Below are 14,713 nucleotides of genomic sequence, written 5' to 3'. Positions count from 1 at the left end.
GGTTGGCCGATCACGGCCAACCCCGTACTCGCCGCACTCCTTCGGGCTGGTCACCCGGCCTCGGGGTCGCCCTTGGTGTACGTCAGGCGTTCGACGGCGCCGGGCTGGAAGTCGTCCTCGATCTTCTTGCCGTTGACGAAGAGGTCGATCGCACCCGCGTCCCCGAGGACGAGGTGGATCTTGGAGCTGTCCTGGAAGGTCTTGGAGTCGCCCTGCTTGAGGACTCCGTCGAACAGCATGCGGTTGTTGTGGTCCCGGGCGGCGATCCAGCTGCGGCCGTCGACGGCGGCCACCTGGACCGTCACCTTGTCCTGCGGCGCGGCAGCGATGGCGCTGTCGGACGGTTCGGGCTCGGGATCGGCGGGCTTCTTGGTCTTGGTGGTCGGGGAGGCGGAGTCGCTGGGCGTGGAGCCCTCGGCGACGTTCGCCTCGCTGCCGCCGTCGTCACCGCCCTGGAACATGGTGAAGCCGACGAAGCCGATCACGGCGACGATCGCGGCGACCATCGCCGCGGTCCAGTTGGGCCCCCGCCGCTCGGGACGGATGCGCTCCGCCTCGAACAGGGGAGCCGCAGGGGTCGGTGCCGGGCGCCCGCCGTGCTCCTCGCCGTACTGGGCGAGCAGGGGCTCCGGGTCGAGGTGGACGGCCTTGGCGAGGGTCCGGATGTGCCCACGGGCGTAGACGTCACCGCCGCAGGGGGTGAAGTCGTCCGCCTCGATGGCGTGCACGATGTTCATGCGGACCCGGGTGGCGCTGCTGACGTCGTCGACGGTCAGCCCGGCGGCGATACGAGCCTGCTGCAGGGCACGGCCGATGGAGGGGCGGGCTTCCTCGCGGTCTGCTTCGACGCGCTCGTCTTCGAACGGACGCTCGTCTTCAGGGGAGTTGCCGATGGACACGGGGGCGCCTTTCGAGCGTATAGCCGCCTGTGCTGGAGGTTCAGTCTAGGGGGGGTACAAAAGGGTGGGGCAACCGGGCGGTGTCACTTTGTACGCCATCGGAATGGCCCGACATTCCGATGGTGGGGTCACTGCTTTTCGCTTCGCTCAACTTGACGTACGCCGAAGGGAAACGGTTGCTCAATGATCCCTTACGGAAGAGTCACGATCAGGACACCCGATTGCCGTACACGCCAGGCGAGTCGACCGCCGTGTCCCGCTTCCCTACCCATCAGACTCCCCCCGGATCAGGGCGAGCACGCCATCCAGCTCATCAGGCTTCACAAGAACGTCACGAGCCTTCGAACCCTCGCTCGGCCCGACGATGTTCCGGGACTCCATGAGGTCCATCAGCCGCCCGGCCTTGGCGAAGCCGACGCGCAGCTTGCGCTGGAGCATGGACGTCGAGCCGAACTGCGTGGAGACGACCAGTTCGGCCGCCTGGCACAGCAGGTCGAGGTCGTCACCGATGTCCTCGTCGATCTCCTTCTTCTGCTTGGTGCCGACGACGACGTCGTCCCGGAAGACGGGCGTCATCTGCTCCTTGCAGTGCCGCACGACGCCCGCGATCTCCGCCTCGGTGACGAAGGCGCCCTGCATACGGGTGGGCTTGTTGGCCCCCATCGGCAGGAACAGCCCGTCGCCCTTGCCGATGAGCTTCTCGGCGCCGGGCTGGTCGAGGATGACCCGCGAGTCGGCGAGCGAGGAGGTGGCGAAGGCGAGCCGGGAGGGCACGTTCGCCTTGATCAGGCCGGTGACGACGTCCACCGAGGGCCGCTGTGTGGCGAGCACCAGGTGGATGCCGGCCGCGCGCGCGAGCTGCGTGATGCGCACGATGGCGTCCTCGACGTCCCGGGGCGCCACCATCATCAGGTCGGCCAGCTCGTCCACGATCACCAGCAGGTAGGGGTACGGCTGGAGCTCGCGCTCGCTGCCCTCGGGGGGCTTGACCTTGCCCTCGCGCACGGCCTTGTTGAAGTCGTCGATGTGCCGGTAGCCGTAGGCGGCCAGGTCGTCGTAGCGCAGGTCCATCTCGCGTACGACCCACTGGAGCGCCTCGGCGGCGCGCTTGGGGTTGGTGATGATCGGCGTGATCAGGTGCGGGATGCCCTCGTAGGCGGTCAGCTCGACCCGCTTGGGGTCGACGAGGATCATCCGGACGTCCTCCGGGGTCGCCCGCATCATGATCGAGGTGATCAGGCAGTTGATGCAGGAGGACTTGCCGGAGCCGGTGGCACCGGCGACCAGCATGTGCGGCATCTTCGCCAGCGAGTGCATGACGTAGCCGCCCTCGACGTCCTTGCCGAACGCGACCAGCATCGGGTCGTCGTCCTCCGCGGACTCCGCCAGACGCAGCACGTCACCGAGGTTGACCATCTCCCGGTCGGTGTTCGGGATCTCGATGCCGACCGCGGACTTGCCGGGGATGGGGCTGATGATCCGCACGTCCGGGCTGGCGACGGCGTAGGCGATGTTCTTGGCCAGCGCGGTGATCCGCTCGACCTTCACGGCGGGGCCGAGTTCGACCTCGTAGCGCGTGACCGTCGGCCCGCGCGTGAAGCCGGTGACCCGGGCGTCGACCTTGAACTCGGTGAAGACGGTGGTCAGCGCGGCGACTATGGCGTCGTTGGCGGCGCTGCGGGCCTTGCCCGGGCCGCCGCGCTCCAGCAGGTCCAGCGAGGGCAGCGCGTACGTGATGTCGCCGGAGAGCTGCAGCTGCTCGGCGCGCGGGGGCAGGTCGCGGGGCTTGGACGGTGGGGCCTTGGTGAGGTCCCGGACGCCCGCCCGGGGCTTCTGCGGCGCGGGCTCGTCCTGCTGCGGCCGGTCCGGCCGGGGCGGGTCCTGCTGGGGCCGGGCGGCCGGGACCGGCGTCGGCGTGGTCGGCTCCTGGTCGCCCGCCCGCACGCCCTGGGTGAGGTCGGCGACGACCGGGGAGGGCGGCATGCCGTGCAGCACGGCGCCGTCGAGCGCCGCCGCGGCCGCGGCGGCGACGTCCACGGCGTCCCTGGGCCGGTCCATGTCGGGCTGCGGCACGGCCGAGCGCCGGGGACGGCCCCGGCGCCGCGTGAGGGCCTCCTCCTCGGCGCTCTCGGGGTCGTACGCCGCGGGCGCCGGCGCGCGCCTGCCGCGCGGGCGTGCGGGCAGCGCCCCGCGCCACTGCTCCTCGTAGCGCTCGTCGTCGTCCTCCCCGTAGCCGTACGCGTCCTCGGCCGGGTCGCGCAGGATGCCGAGGCGCACGCCGAGCAGCCGCAGCCGCTGCGGGATGGCGTTGACCGGCGTGGCCGTGACGACCAGCAGTCCGAAGACCGTCAGCAGCACCAGCAGCGGCACGGCCAGCACATCGCCCATGGTGTACGACAGCGGGGTCGCCATGGCCCAGCCGATCAGACCGCCGGCGTCCCTTATGGCCTGCATGCCGTCGGCGCGCGCGGGTGAGCCGCAGGCGATGTGGACCTGGCCGAGCACGCCGATGACGAGCGCGGACAGGCCGATGACGATGCGCCCGTTGGCCTCGGGCTTCTCCGGGTGGCGGATGAAGCGGACGGCGATGACGGCGAGCAGGATCGGCACCAGCAGGTCGAGCCGGCCGAAGGCACCGGTCACCAGGATCTCGACCAGGTCGCCGACGGGACCCTTCAGGTCGGCCCAGGTGCCGGCGGCGACGATCAGCGCGATGGCGAGCAGCAGCAGGGCGACGCCGTCCTTGCGGTGGGCCGGGTCGAGGTTCTTGGCGCCTTGCCCTATGCCGCGGAAGACGGCACCGACGGCGTGGGCCACGCCGAGCCACACGGCGCGCACGAGCCGGTAGACGCCCCCGGTGGGGCTGGGTGCCGGCCGGGGCGCGACTTTCCTGGCCGCGGCCTTCCTGGCGGGCGCCTTCTTCGCGGGAGCCTTTTTGGCAGCGGCCTTCTTCGCCGGGGCCTTCGCGGAAGCGGCCGCCTTCTTCGCCGGCGGCTTCTTGGCTGCGGAGGGACGTGAGGCCATGGGTGTGAGGTTACCGGGGGAGACGACGGGGGACACGTGTGCCTGCCGCTTCACCCGTTCGTGTCGCTCCGGGAGAGGCGCGAAACTGACGCGCGGTCATGGACGGGCAACGCCGCGTCCGCGTGCGTCAGTTCTGCGAGGAGACGTGGGAGGTGCTGCCGGTGCCGGGCTCCAGCGCGTCCAGCGCCCGCCGCAACCCCGTGAGCTTGCGCTCCAGATGAGCCGCCGTGGCCACCGCGGCGGCGTCCGTCGAATCGTCGTTGAGCTGCTTGGTCAGTGCTTCGGCCTGCTCCTCGACGGCGGCCAGCCGCGCGGAGAGCTCCGCGAGCAGCCCGGCCGACTCCTTGGCCTCGCCGTCCGCGTCCTTGCCGCCGCCCTCCAACTGCAGCCGCAGCAGCGACGCCTGCTCACGCAGCTGGCAGTTCTTCATGTACAGCTCGACGAAGACGGAGACCTTCGCGCGCAGCACCCACGGGTCGAACGGCTTGGAGATGTAGTCGACCGCGCCCGCCGCATAGCCCCGGAAGGTGTGGTGCGGGCCGTGGTTGATCGCCGTGAGGAAGATGATCGGGATGTCCCGGGTCCGCTCGCGCCGCTTGATGTGCGCGGCTGTCTCGAAGCCGTCCATGCCCGGCATCTGGACGTCCAGCAGGATCACCGCGAAGTCGTCCGTGAGCAGCGCTTTGAGCGCTTCCTCCCCGGACGATGCCCGCACCAGCGTCTGATCGAGCGCAGAGAGGATCGCCTCCAGCGCAAGCAGATTCTCCGGCCGGTCATCGACCAGGAGGATCTTGGCCTTCTGCACCATGGCCCGCCCTCCTCGCCCCGGCTTGGGGCCTCCCCTGTCCGCAGGACCTGAGGATGCACCGGTGGGTGCCACCTCAGCGGACGACTCCCTGGCGCCGTCCGTCCTTGTGCCGGTCATCGTAGCCGCACCCCGCCCGTCGCCACACCCTGTCACCGTGATGTCACTGTGCACATAGCAGAAACGCAGCAGGAGACCAGAAGGTTCCCCGGAACTCGTACTTCTACACGACTATGCGCACACCGAGTCGGCAACTGCGAGTGCACACCGAACCTTCCCGGCACGGTCGCGCAACGGTCCACGGATCCCCTCATTCCGCGCGCATCCACTGTTCCATCACCGTCAGCAGGTGATCGGGGTCGACCGGCTTCGTGACGTAGTCGGAGGCCCCCGACTCGATCGCCTTCTCGCGGTCGCCCTTCATCGCCTTGGCCGTCAGCGCGATGATCGGCAGCCCGGCGAATTGCGGCATCCTGCGGATCGCCGTGGTCGTCGCGTACCCGTCCATCTCGGGCATCATGATGTCCATCAGCACGACCGCCACGTCGTCGTGCTGCTCCAGGACCTCGATGCCCTCACGCCCGTTCTCGGCGTACAGCACGGACAGGCCGTGCTGCTCCAGCACGCTGGTCAGCGCGAAGACGTTGCGGATGTCGTCGTCGACGATCAGGACCTTCTCACCGCCGAACCGGATGCCCCGCCGCGGTCGCGGCGCCGCCTCCTGCTCGGCGGGCACCCACTGCTCGGGCTGCGCCGGGCGCGCCTGCAGCTCGGGCATCCGGCGCCGCCGCCGGAACAGGGCCGCCGGCCCGTTCTGCGTCTCGCGGTACGACTTCACCTCGGCCGGCGTCTCGACCTCCGCGTCCGACAGCTCGGCCTTCGACGCCACCAGGTCGCCGGCCTCCAGGGCGGGGAGCTGCTGCTGGTAGCCCTGCGGCGGCAGCTCGCTCGGGTGCAGCGGCAGGTACAGCGTGAACGTCGAGCCGCGGCCCGGCTCGCTCTGGGCGTGGATCTCACCGCCCAGCAGCTGCGCGATCTCCCGCGAGATGGACAGCCCCAGACCCGTACCGCCGTACTTGCGGCTGGTCGTGCCGTCGGCCTGCTTGAACGCCTCGAAGATCACCCGCATCTTGCTGGAGGCGATGCCGATGCCGGTGTCGGTCACGGAGAACGCGATCAGCCCGGCGTCCGGGTCGGTCAGCGACCCCGTCTCCAGCAGCTGCTCCCGGATCTTCTGCGGCACGTCGTCCCGCGCCGGCCTGATGACCAGCTCCACCGAACCCGAATCGGTGAACTTCACCGCGTTGGACAGCAGGTTGCGCAGCACCTGCAGCAGCCGCTGCTCGTCGGTGTGCAGCGTGGCGGGCAGCTCCGGCGAGACCCGCACGGACAGGTCCAGGCCCTTCTCCGCGGTCAGCGGCCGGAACGTCGCCTCCACGTAGTCCACGAGCTGGACGAGCGCGATCCGCGTCGGGGAGACGTCCATCTTGCCCGCCTCGACCTTCGACAGGTCGAGGATGTCGTTGATGAGCTGGAGCAGGTCCGAACCGGCCCCGTGGATCGTCTCGGCGAACTCCACCTGCTTCGGGGAGAGGTTCCCCTCGGCGTTGTCCGCGAGCAGCTTGGCCAGGATCAGCAGCGAGTTCAGCGGCGTGCGCAGCTCGTGCGACATGTTCGCGAGGAACTCGCTCTTGTAGCGCATCGACACCGCGAGCTGCTCGGCGCGCTCCTCCAGGACCTGCCGCGCCTCCTCGATCTCGGTGTTCTTCACCTCGATGTCGCGGTTCTGCTGGGCCAGCAGCTCGGCCTTCTCCTCCAGTTCGGCGTTGGACGCCTGCAGGGCCTTCTGCCGCTGCTCCAACTCGGCCGAGCGCTCACGCAGTTGCTCGGTCAGCTCCTGCGACTGCGCCAGCAGCAGCTCCGTCTTGGTGTTGACGGAGATGGTGTTGACGCTGGTCGCGATCATCTCCGCGATCTGGTTCAGGAAGTCCTTCTGGATCTGCGTGAACGGCGTGAACGACGCCAGCTCGATGACGCCGAGGACCTTCCCCTCGAACAGCACCGGCAGCACGATCACCTGCGCGGGCGGCGCCTCGCCGAGCCCCGAGGAGATCTTCAGATAGCCACTGGGCGCGTTCTCCACCAGGATCGTGCGCTTCTCCGTGGCGGCCGTCCCGATCAGCGCCTCACCGGGCCGGAACGACGTCGGCATGGAGCCCATCGAGTAGCCGTAGGAGCCCAGCATGCGCAGCTCGTACTGGTCCTCGTCCGCGGCATTCACGTCCTCGCCGTCGACCAGCGGCATGGCCAGGAAGAACGCGCCGTGCTGGGCCGAGACCACCGGCGTCAGCTCGCTCATGATCAGCGAGGCCACGTCCTCCAGGTCCCGCCGGCCCTGCATCAGCGCCGAGATGCGGGCCAGGTTGCCCTTGAGCCAGTCCTGCTCCTTGTTGGCGATCGTGGTGTCGCGCAGGTTGGCGATCATCTTGTTGATGTAGTCCTGGAGTTCCTGGATCTCCCCGGACGCGTCCACGTCGATCTTCAGGTTCAGATCGCCCCGGGTCACCGCCGTCGCCACGCGCGCGATGGCCCGCACCTGCCGGGTGAGGTTCCCGGCCATCTCGTTCACGGACTCGGTCAGGTCCCGCCAGGTGCCGTCCACGTCCCGCACCCGCGCCTGGCCGCCCAGCTGGCCTTCCGTACCCACCTCGCGGGCCACCCGGGTGACCTCCTCGGCGAAGGAGGACAGCTGGTCGACCATCGTGTTGATGGTCGTCTTCAGTTCCAGGATCTCGCCCCGGGCGTCGATGTCGATCTTCTTGCTCAGGTCGCCCTTGGCGATCGCCGTGGTGACCAGGGCGATGTTGCGCACCTGCCCGGTCAGGTTGGACGCCATCTGGTTCACGGACTCGGTCAGGTCCTTCCACGTGCCGGCCACACCCGGCACGTGCGCCTGCCCGCCGAGGATGCCGTCCGTGCCCACCTCGCGGGCCACCTTGGTGACCTGCTCGGCGAACGAACTCAGCGTCTTCACCATCGTGTTGATCGTGTCGGCGAGCTGAGCGACCTCACCGCGGGCCTCGATGGTGACCTGCCGCGTCAGGTCACCGTTGGCGACCGCCGCCGAGACCTGGGAGATGTTGCGCACCTGAGTGGTGAGGTTCTTGGCCATCAGGTTGACGTTGTCGCTCAGGTCCTTCCAGATGCCCGTGACACCCGGCACGTGCGCCTGGCCGCCCAGGATGCCCTCGGTGCCCACCTCACGGGCCACCCGGGTCACCTGCTCGGCGAAGGAGGACAGCTGGTCGACCATCGTGTTGACGGTCGTCACCAGCTCCAGGATCTCGCCCTTGGCGTCGACCGTGATCTTCTTCGACAGATCGCCCCGGGCCACCGCGGTGGTGACCTCGGCGATGTTGCGCACCTGGATGGTCAGGTTGTTCGCCATGCCGTTCACGGACTGGGTGAGGTCCTTCCAGGTGCCGGAGACGCCCTGCACCTCGGCCTGACCGCCCAGGATGCCCTCCGTACCCACCTCACGGGCCACTCGCGTGACCTCCTGGGCGAACGACGACAGCTGGTCCACCATCGTGTTCAGGGTGTTCTTCAGCTCCAGGATCTCCCCGCGCGCGTCCACGGTGATCTTCTGGGACAGGTCACCCCGGGCCACCGCGGTCGCCACCTGGGCGATGTTGCGCACCTGCGCGGTGAGGTTGCCGGCCATGCCGTTCACCGAGTCGGTCAGATCGCGCCACACACCGGCCACGCCGGGCACCTGCGCCTGACCGCCCAGCCGCCCGTCCGTGCCCACCTCGCGGGCCACCCGGGTCACCTGGTCGGCGAAGGCCGAGAGCTGGTCGACCATCGTGTTGATGGTGTTCTTCAGCTCCAGGATCTCCCCGCGGGCGTCCACGTCGATCTTCTGCGACAGGTCACCCCGGGCCACGGCCGTCGTCACCTGCGCGATGTTGCGCACCTGGGAAGTGAGGTTGCCGGCCATCGAGTTGACGGAGTCGGTGAGCTCCTTCCAGGTGCCCGACACGCCGTCGACCCGGGCCTGACCGCCGAGCCGGCCCTCCGTGCCCACGTCCCGGGCCATCCGCGTCACCTGGTCGGCGAAGCTCGACAGCTGGTCCACCATCGTGTTCACGGTGTTCTTCAGCTTGAGCATCTCGCCGGAGACGTCGACCGTGACCTTCTGCGACAGGTCGCCGTTGGCCACCGCCGTCGTCACCTGGGCGATGTTGCGCACCTGACCGGTGAGGTTGCGGAACGCCGTGTTGACTGAGTCCGTCAGGTCCTTCCACGTCCCCGCCGCGCCCGGCACCTGCGCCTGACCGCCCAGCTCACCCTCGACACCGATCTCCCGCGCCACGCGCGTCACTTCGGCACCGAAGGAGGACAGCTGGTCCACCATCGTGTTGACGGTGTTCTTCAGCTCCAGCATCTCGCCGGCCACGTCGACGGTGACCTTCTGCGACAGATCACCGTTGGCCACCGCCGTCGTCACGGCCGCGATGTCCCGCACCTGGGTGGTCAGGTTCCGGAAGACCGTGTTCACCGAATCGGTGAGGTCCTTCCACGTCCCCGCCGCGCCCGGCACGTTCGCCTGACCCCCGAGCCGCCCCTCGGCACCGACCTCGTTGGCCACGCGCGTGACCTCGTCCGCGAAGATCCGCAGCGTCTCGGTCATCTGGTTGATCGTGTCGGCGAGCTGCGCGACCTCGCCACGCGCGGGCACGGTCACCTTGCGCGACAGGTCACCGTTGGCGACCGCCGTCGTCACCTCCGCGATCCCGCGCACCTGGGCCGTGAGGTTCCCGGCCATGGTGTTCACCGAATCCGTCAGTTCTTTCCACACCCCGTCGACCCCGGGCACCTGCGCCTGACCGCCCAGCGCGCCCTCGGTGCCCACCTCACGGGCCACCCGGGTCACCTCGGAGGAGAACGCCGACAGCTGGTCCACCATCGTGTTGACGGTGTTCTTCAGCTCCAGCATCTCACCGGCCACCTGCACGGTGACCTTCCGCGACAGATCACCCTTGGCGACCGCCGTCGTCACCAGCGCGATGTCCCTCACCTGAGCGGTCAGCCGGTTCGCCATCGTGTTGACGGAGTCGGTGAGGTCACGCCACGAACCCGACATGCCACGCACGCGTGCCTGCCCGCCCAGCTTGCCCTCGGTGCCCACCTCACTGGCCACGCGCGTGACCTCGTCGGTGAACGTCGACAGCTGGTCGACCAGGTTGTTGACGGTCCGCCCGACCTTCAGGAACTCGCCCCGCAGCGGCTGGCTGTTCCCGTCCGTCGCCTGCGTGCGCAGCTCCATGCGCGGCGACAGATCACCCTCGGCCACCGCCGACAGCACCCGGCCGACCTCGGAGACCGGCCGCACCAGGTCGTCCACCAGGGCGTTCGAGTTGTCGATCGCGGTCGCCCAGGAGCCCTCGCAGGCACCCGTCTCCAGCCGCTCGGTCAGCTTGCCCTCACGGCCCACCATGCGCCGCACCCGGGACAGCTCACCCGTCAGATGCAGATTGCGGTCGGCCACCTCGTTGAAGACCGCCGCGATCTCGGCCATCACGCCGTCGCCGGACACCGTGAGCCGCTTGCGGAAGTTGCCGTCCCGCATGGACACCAGGGCCGCCATCAGCCGGTTCAGGGCCGCCGTGTCCACCTCGGTCGTGCCGTTGCGCGTTTTTCCCTGGTGGCTCGGGGACTGTCCGCCCTTCGCGCGCGTCTTCGTGCCACGCGTCGCTGCGCCAGACTCCACTGTGTCCCTCCCGCAGGGGTCGACCGTCACTCTGTGCTCGCGGTACCGCCAGGCGTACCAGTTACTACTGCGTATTCTCTGCCCTGCACACCGGGCCCGTCCCAGGGGGCTGCTGCCCGCCGTACGCCTTGTGCACTCAGCCTGCCCGGACCTTCACAAGAAGCTTGCCCAGTGTTTCACCCCGGCCGAACCAGGCCATAACAGTTCGGCAGCTTCGCACATCGTCCGCACACCCTCCGGACGGAAACACTGCAGACCGGCATCCGCACGGACCGCGAAGGTAAGTAACCTTGCATCCGGCTGTCCAGCCACGCCGGTCCGTCCGGCCTGGGCGGTGGCACGAAGACGAGCGGGCATCGGAGGGGCGGCCGCACACATGACCACCGGACTGATCCCGGGGGGACAGCCCCCGGACCCCCGGCCGACGGACAGCCTGCCGCAACAGCGGCGTGAGCCGGACGGCCACGCAGCCCAGCACGTCGAGAACCGGTCGAGGAGTTCTGTGATCACCGCGCGCGCGGCCGCCAGTTTCGAGCCCGTCGGGCGCTCGGTCGCGAGCGCCCGCTCCTTCGTCCGCGACACACTCCAGGGCTGGGGCTTCGCCGACATCGTCGACGACGCCGTGGTTCTCACCAGCGAACTGGTGACCAACGCCGTGGTCCACGCCGGCACCTCCGCCGACGTGCTGTGCCTGCGCAGCGACGAGGGCGTACGCATCGAGGTCGCCGACCGGTACCCCGAGCGCGAGATCCCGCTGCAGGGCGCGGCGGTCAACATGGGCAACCCCGACCGCGAGGGCGGCCGCGGCCTCCAGCTCTGCGCGGCCCTCGCCGGCCGCTGGGGCGTCGAGTACACGCCCACCCACAAGACCGTCTGGTTCCGGCTCGACCTCCCCGCCCGCACGGTCGGCACCCGCGCCGCCGGCCCCGCCCTCCCGGCCGACCTCCTCCCCCTCGCCGACAGCCGGGTCCGCGTGGCCGTCGTCCAGGTCGACCGCACCGGCCACATCAGCGCCTGGAACGAGGACGCCGAGGAACTCTTCGGCTACCCGGCCGAGCAGGTCACCGGCAAGCCGCTCACCGACCTCGCCGCCTGGCCGCATACCCCCGGCACCAGCACGGGCATCGCCGAGGCCCTCCAGCTCTCCCGCTGGGAGGGCAGCTACGGCATCCGCGACGCCGCCGGCCGCGTCGCCCCCGTCTACGCCTCCCACCTGCGCGTCCGCGACACCGGCGGAGAGCCGTCAACCGTGTGCCTGCTGGTGAGGGACCACGAACGGGCCGTTCTGCAGACCCCCCTGCGCGTCCCCGCCTCCGACACCTCCAGCGGCTCCGAGGGCCAGAGCACCGACCCCTTCGAGGTGTTCATCGGCTCCCCCGCCCCCGACGACCTCGACGGCCTCCTCCAGCGCACGGTCGAACGCGCCCGCGACATGCTCGACGGCGACTCCGCCTTCCTGCTGCTCGCCACGGACGACGAGACGGAACTGGAGGTCCGCGCCTCCACCGGCCTCCCCTCGGCCCGCCAGCGCTTCGCCCGCGTCCCCGTCGAGGCGGGCACCGGCCGCTACGGCTCCGCCCGCATGCCCGCCGTCCACGACGACCTCACGGCGGTCTCCGGCGCGGTCCCCCTGCTCAACGGCACGGGCATGCGCTCGGTCGTCACGGTCCCGCTCAAGGTCGAGGGCCGCCTCACCGGCTCCCTCGGCGTCGCCGCCGAGGCCCCCGGCCGCTACTCCAACGAAGAGGCCCTGCGCCTGCAGTTCGCCGCCGACCGCATCGCCCTGGCCGTCGAATCGGCCCGCCTCGGCGAACTGGAACGCCTGCGCCGCGGCTCCCTCAGCTTCCTGGTCGAGGCCTCCGACCTGCTCGCCGGCACCCTGGACCGCGACCAGACGCTGGCCCTGATGGCCCAGATGACCGTCCCGACCCTCGCCACCTGGTGCGCCGTCTACACGATCGCCGACCAGGCCTCCGAGCCGTACCTCTCCTACGTCCTGCACGAGGACGAGGAACTCATCGACGGCATCAAGTCCCTGCTGTCGAAGGTCCCCCCGCCCGACCCGGTCCCCACCCCGGGCGCCCGCGTCTGGACGGCCCCCGCCGAGGTCGCGCACCAGGCCGCCCTGCGCACCTCCATGCGCAGCCTCGGCCTCAGCGGCGGGCCCAGCCACCAGATCACCCCCGGCATCGGCCCCACCCTCGCCACCGCCTCAGCCGTCGGCGGCGAGACGGTCGTCCTGCCCCTGGTCGCCCGCAACCGCGTCATCGGCATGCTCACCCTCGGCAAGCCCACCGACGAGCACTTCCGCCAGGAGATCCTGGAACTCGCCGAGGACCTCTCCCGCCGAGCCGCCCTGGCCCTGGACAACGCCCGCCTCTACTCCGAGCGCACGGCCATCAGCCAGTCCCTCCAGCGCAGCCTCCTCCCCCCGGAGCTCCCCACGATCGAGGGCGTCGAGGTCGAGGTCATCTACCGCGCCGCCGGCGAGGGCAACGAGGTCGGCGGCGACTTCTACGACGTCTTCCCCATCCGCGACGGCGCCTACGGCTTCGCCATCGGCGACGTCTGCGGCACGGGCCCGAACGCGGCCGCGGTGACCGGCCTGGCCCGGCACGCCCTGCGCCTCCTCGCCCGCGAGGGCCTCAGCGGCCCCACGGTCCTGGAACGCCTCAACTCCGCCATCCTCGACGAAGGCGCCCGCAGCCGCTTCCTCACCCTCCTCTACGGCGAGATGCGGCCCCAGGAGGACGGCAGCGCCGAGCTGAAGGTCGTCTGCGCCGGCCACCCCCTGCCGCTGCGCCTGCGCCAGGACGGCACGGTCGAACCGGCCGCCGAACCCCAGCCGCTCCTCGGCGTCATCGAGGACCTGGAGCTCTACGAGCAGACGGTCACGCTCGACCCGGGCGATGTCCTGCTGTGCGTCACGGACGGCGTCACCGAACGCCGCGAGGGCACCCGCATGCTCGGCGACGACGGACTCGCCGACGTCCTGACGACCTGCACGGGCCTCACGGCCGGCGCGGTCGCGGCCCGCATCATGCGCGCGGTGGAACGCTTCGCGTCGGACGCCCCGTCCGACGACATGGCGATCCTCGCGATGCGCGTCCCGGGCCCCCACAAGGACTAGGGCCGACTAGGGCCACAAGGACTGGGACAACGAAAAAGGCCCCACCCTGACGGGTGGGGCCTTTTCTACTGGAGCCCCCAAACGGAATCGAACCGTTGACCTTCTCCTTACCATGGAGACGCTCTGCCGACTGAGCTATAGGGGCCTGTTGCTCTGCGGATTTGCCCCGCGGCAACGGAATAGATCATACCCCGAACGGACCCGTGCTCCCAACCACGTCAGAAGGCGGGCTGGAGCAGTCCTCCGAGGGCATTGCACGCGGACACGATCCGCTGCATGTCCCGCTTGGTGAGTGCGGCGTGCACCGGCAGCGCGAGCGTCTCGTCGGCGGCTCGCTCCGTCTCCGGCAGGGACACACAACGCCGGAACTCGGGCAGCCGGTGCACCGGTGTCTTCACCGGCACCCGGGCCTCAACTCCCCTGGCGCGCACGGCCCGAGCGAAGGCGTCCCGGTCGGGCCGCCCATTGCCCGGCACCCGCACGACGTACTGCTGATACGTGTGCCCGTCCCCGTCGTCCGGCGTCCGCACGCCCCGCAGTTTCGCGTCGAGATACGCCGCGCGCTCCCGACGCTGGGCTATCTCGTCATAGGGCGCCTCGGACTCGCCCTGCTCCAGGACGAGCAGTCCGTGCCGCTGACCCACGCCGTGCAGCCGGGCGATGTCGGCGAGCCGGCCGAAGCGGTGCACGACGACGACGGCCGCGGTCCGCGGAGTCACCGCCGCTTCCACCGCGGAGGCATCAAGGCAGTAGGTGACGGGATCTATGTCGGCGAACACCGGCAACGCCCCAGCCATGGCCACGGCCTCCGCGACCTCGACGTTCCCGAAGGCCGGCACGACGACCTCGTTACCGAGTCCGACACCGGCGGCCCTGAGCATTGCAGCAGTACCCATGCTGTGCATCGTGATTGCGCAACGTGAACTTCAAGTGACGCACAACAAAAAAGGGTCGGACCCGGAAACAAAGTTCCGGGTCCGACCCTTTCAATGATTGTTCGGCGGCGTCCTACTCTCCCACAGGGTCCCCCCTGCAGTACCATCGGCGCTGTAAGGCTTAGCTTCCGGGTTCGGAATGTAACC

General features: G+C 70.0%; 6 protein-coding genes, 1 tRNA gene and 1 rRNA gene. 1 reads left to right on the top strand and 7 read right to left on the bottom strand.

What is annotated here, in order from left to right:
* Positions 1-50 precede the first annotated feature (50 nt).
* The 4 genes from CHR28_RS13350 to CHR28_RS13335 form a co-directional block, all read right to left on the bottom strand.
* Complete coding sequence (locus CHR28_RS13350; RefSeq protein WP_094053812.1) at positions 51-899, bottom strand: helix-turn-helix domain-containing protein; 849 nt, start codon at positions 897-899, stop codon at positions 51-53.
* A 264-nt stretch (positions 900-1,163) separates the two neighbouring features.
* Entirely contained in the window at positions 1,164-3,923 is a 2,760-nt protein-coding gene (locus tag CHR28_RS13345; RefSeq protein ID WP_179272422.1) for a DNA translocase FtsK, read from the bottom strand.
* A gap of 127 nt (positions 3,924-4,050) precedes the next feature.
* On the bottom strand, positions 4,051-4,731 hold the full coding sequence (locus tag CHR28_RS13340) for a response regulator (RefSeq protein ID WP_094053811.1): 681 nt from the start codon (positions 4,729-4,731) through the stop codon (positions 4,051-4,053).
* 307 nt (positions 4,732-5,038) lie between these two features.
* Positions 5,039-10,501 carry a HAMP domain-containing protein gene (locus CHR28_RS13335; RefSeq protein WP_094053810.1) on the bottom strand — a complete coding sequence of 1,821 codons (5,463 nt, stop codon included), beginning with the start codon at positions 10,499-10,501 and terminating at the stop codon, positions 5,039-5,041.
* A 376-nt stretch (positions 10,502-10,877) separates the two neighbouring features.
* On the opposite strand from CHR28_RS13335, the gene CHR28_RS13325 reads away from it, so the two are divergent.
* Positions 10,878-13,631 carry a SpoIIE family protein phosphatase gene (locus CHR28_RS13325; RefSeq protein ID WP_094053809.1) on the top strand — a complete coding sequence of 918 codons (2,754 nt, stop codon included), beginning with the start codon at positions 10,878-10,880 and terminating at the stop codon, positions 13,629-13,631.
* A gap of 69 nt (positions 13,632-13,700) precedes the next feature.
* On the opposite strand, the gene CHR28_RS13320 is transcribed toward CHR28_RS13325, so the two are convergent.
* From CHR28_RS13320 to rrf, 3 genes are all read right to left on the bottom strand, one after another.
* Positions 13,701-13,776 (bottom strand) — tRNA-Thr (locus CHR28_RS13320).
* A 73-nt stretch (positions 13,777-13,849) separates the two neighbouring features.
* Positions 13,850-14,512 (bottom strand): DegT/DnrJ/EryC1/StrS family aminotransferase, encoded by a 663-nt coding sequence (locus CHR28_RS13315; protein WP_094053808.1) that lies wholly within the window; start codon positions 14,510-14,512, stop codon positions 13,850-13,852.
* Between the two features lie 114 nt (positions 14,513-14,626).
* Positions 14,627-14,713, bottom strand: a 5S ribosomal RNA gene (rrf, locus tag CHR28_RS13310); the annotation flags it as partial.

The organism is Streptomyces sp. XY006 (assembly GCF_002237655.1).
In the GTDB taxonomy this organism is placed as follows: Bacteria; Actinomycetota; Actinomycetes; order Streptomycetales; family Streptomycetaceae; genus Streptomyces; species Streptomyces levis.
This window is presented reverse-complemented; position numbering and strand designations above follow the sequence as displayed.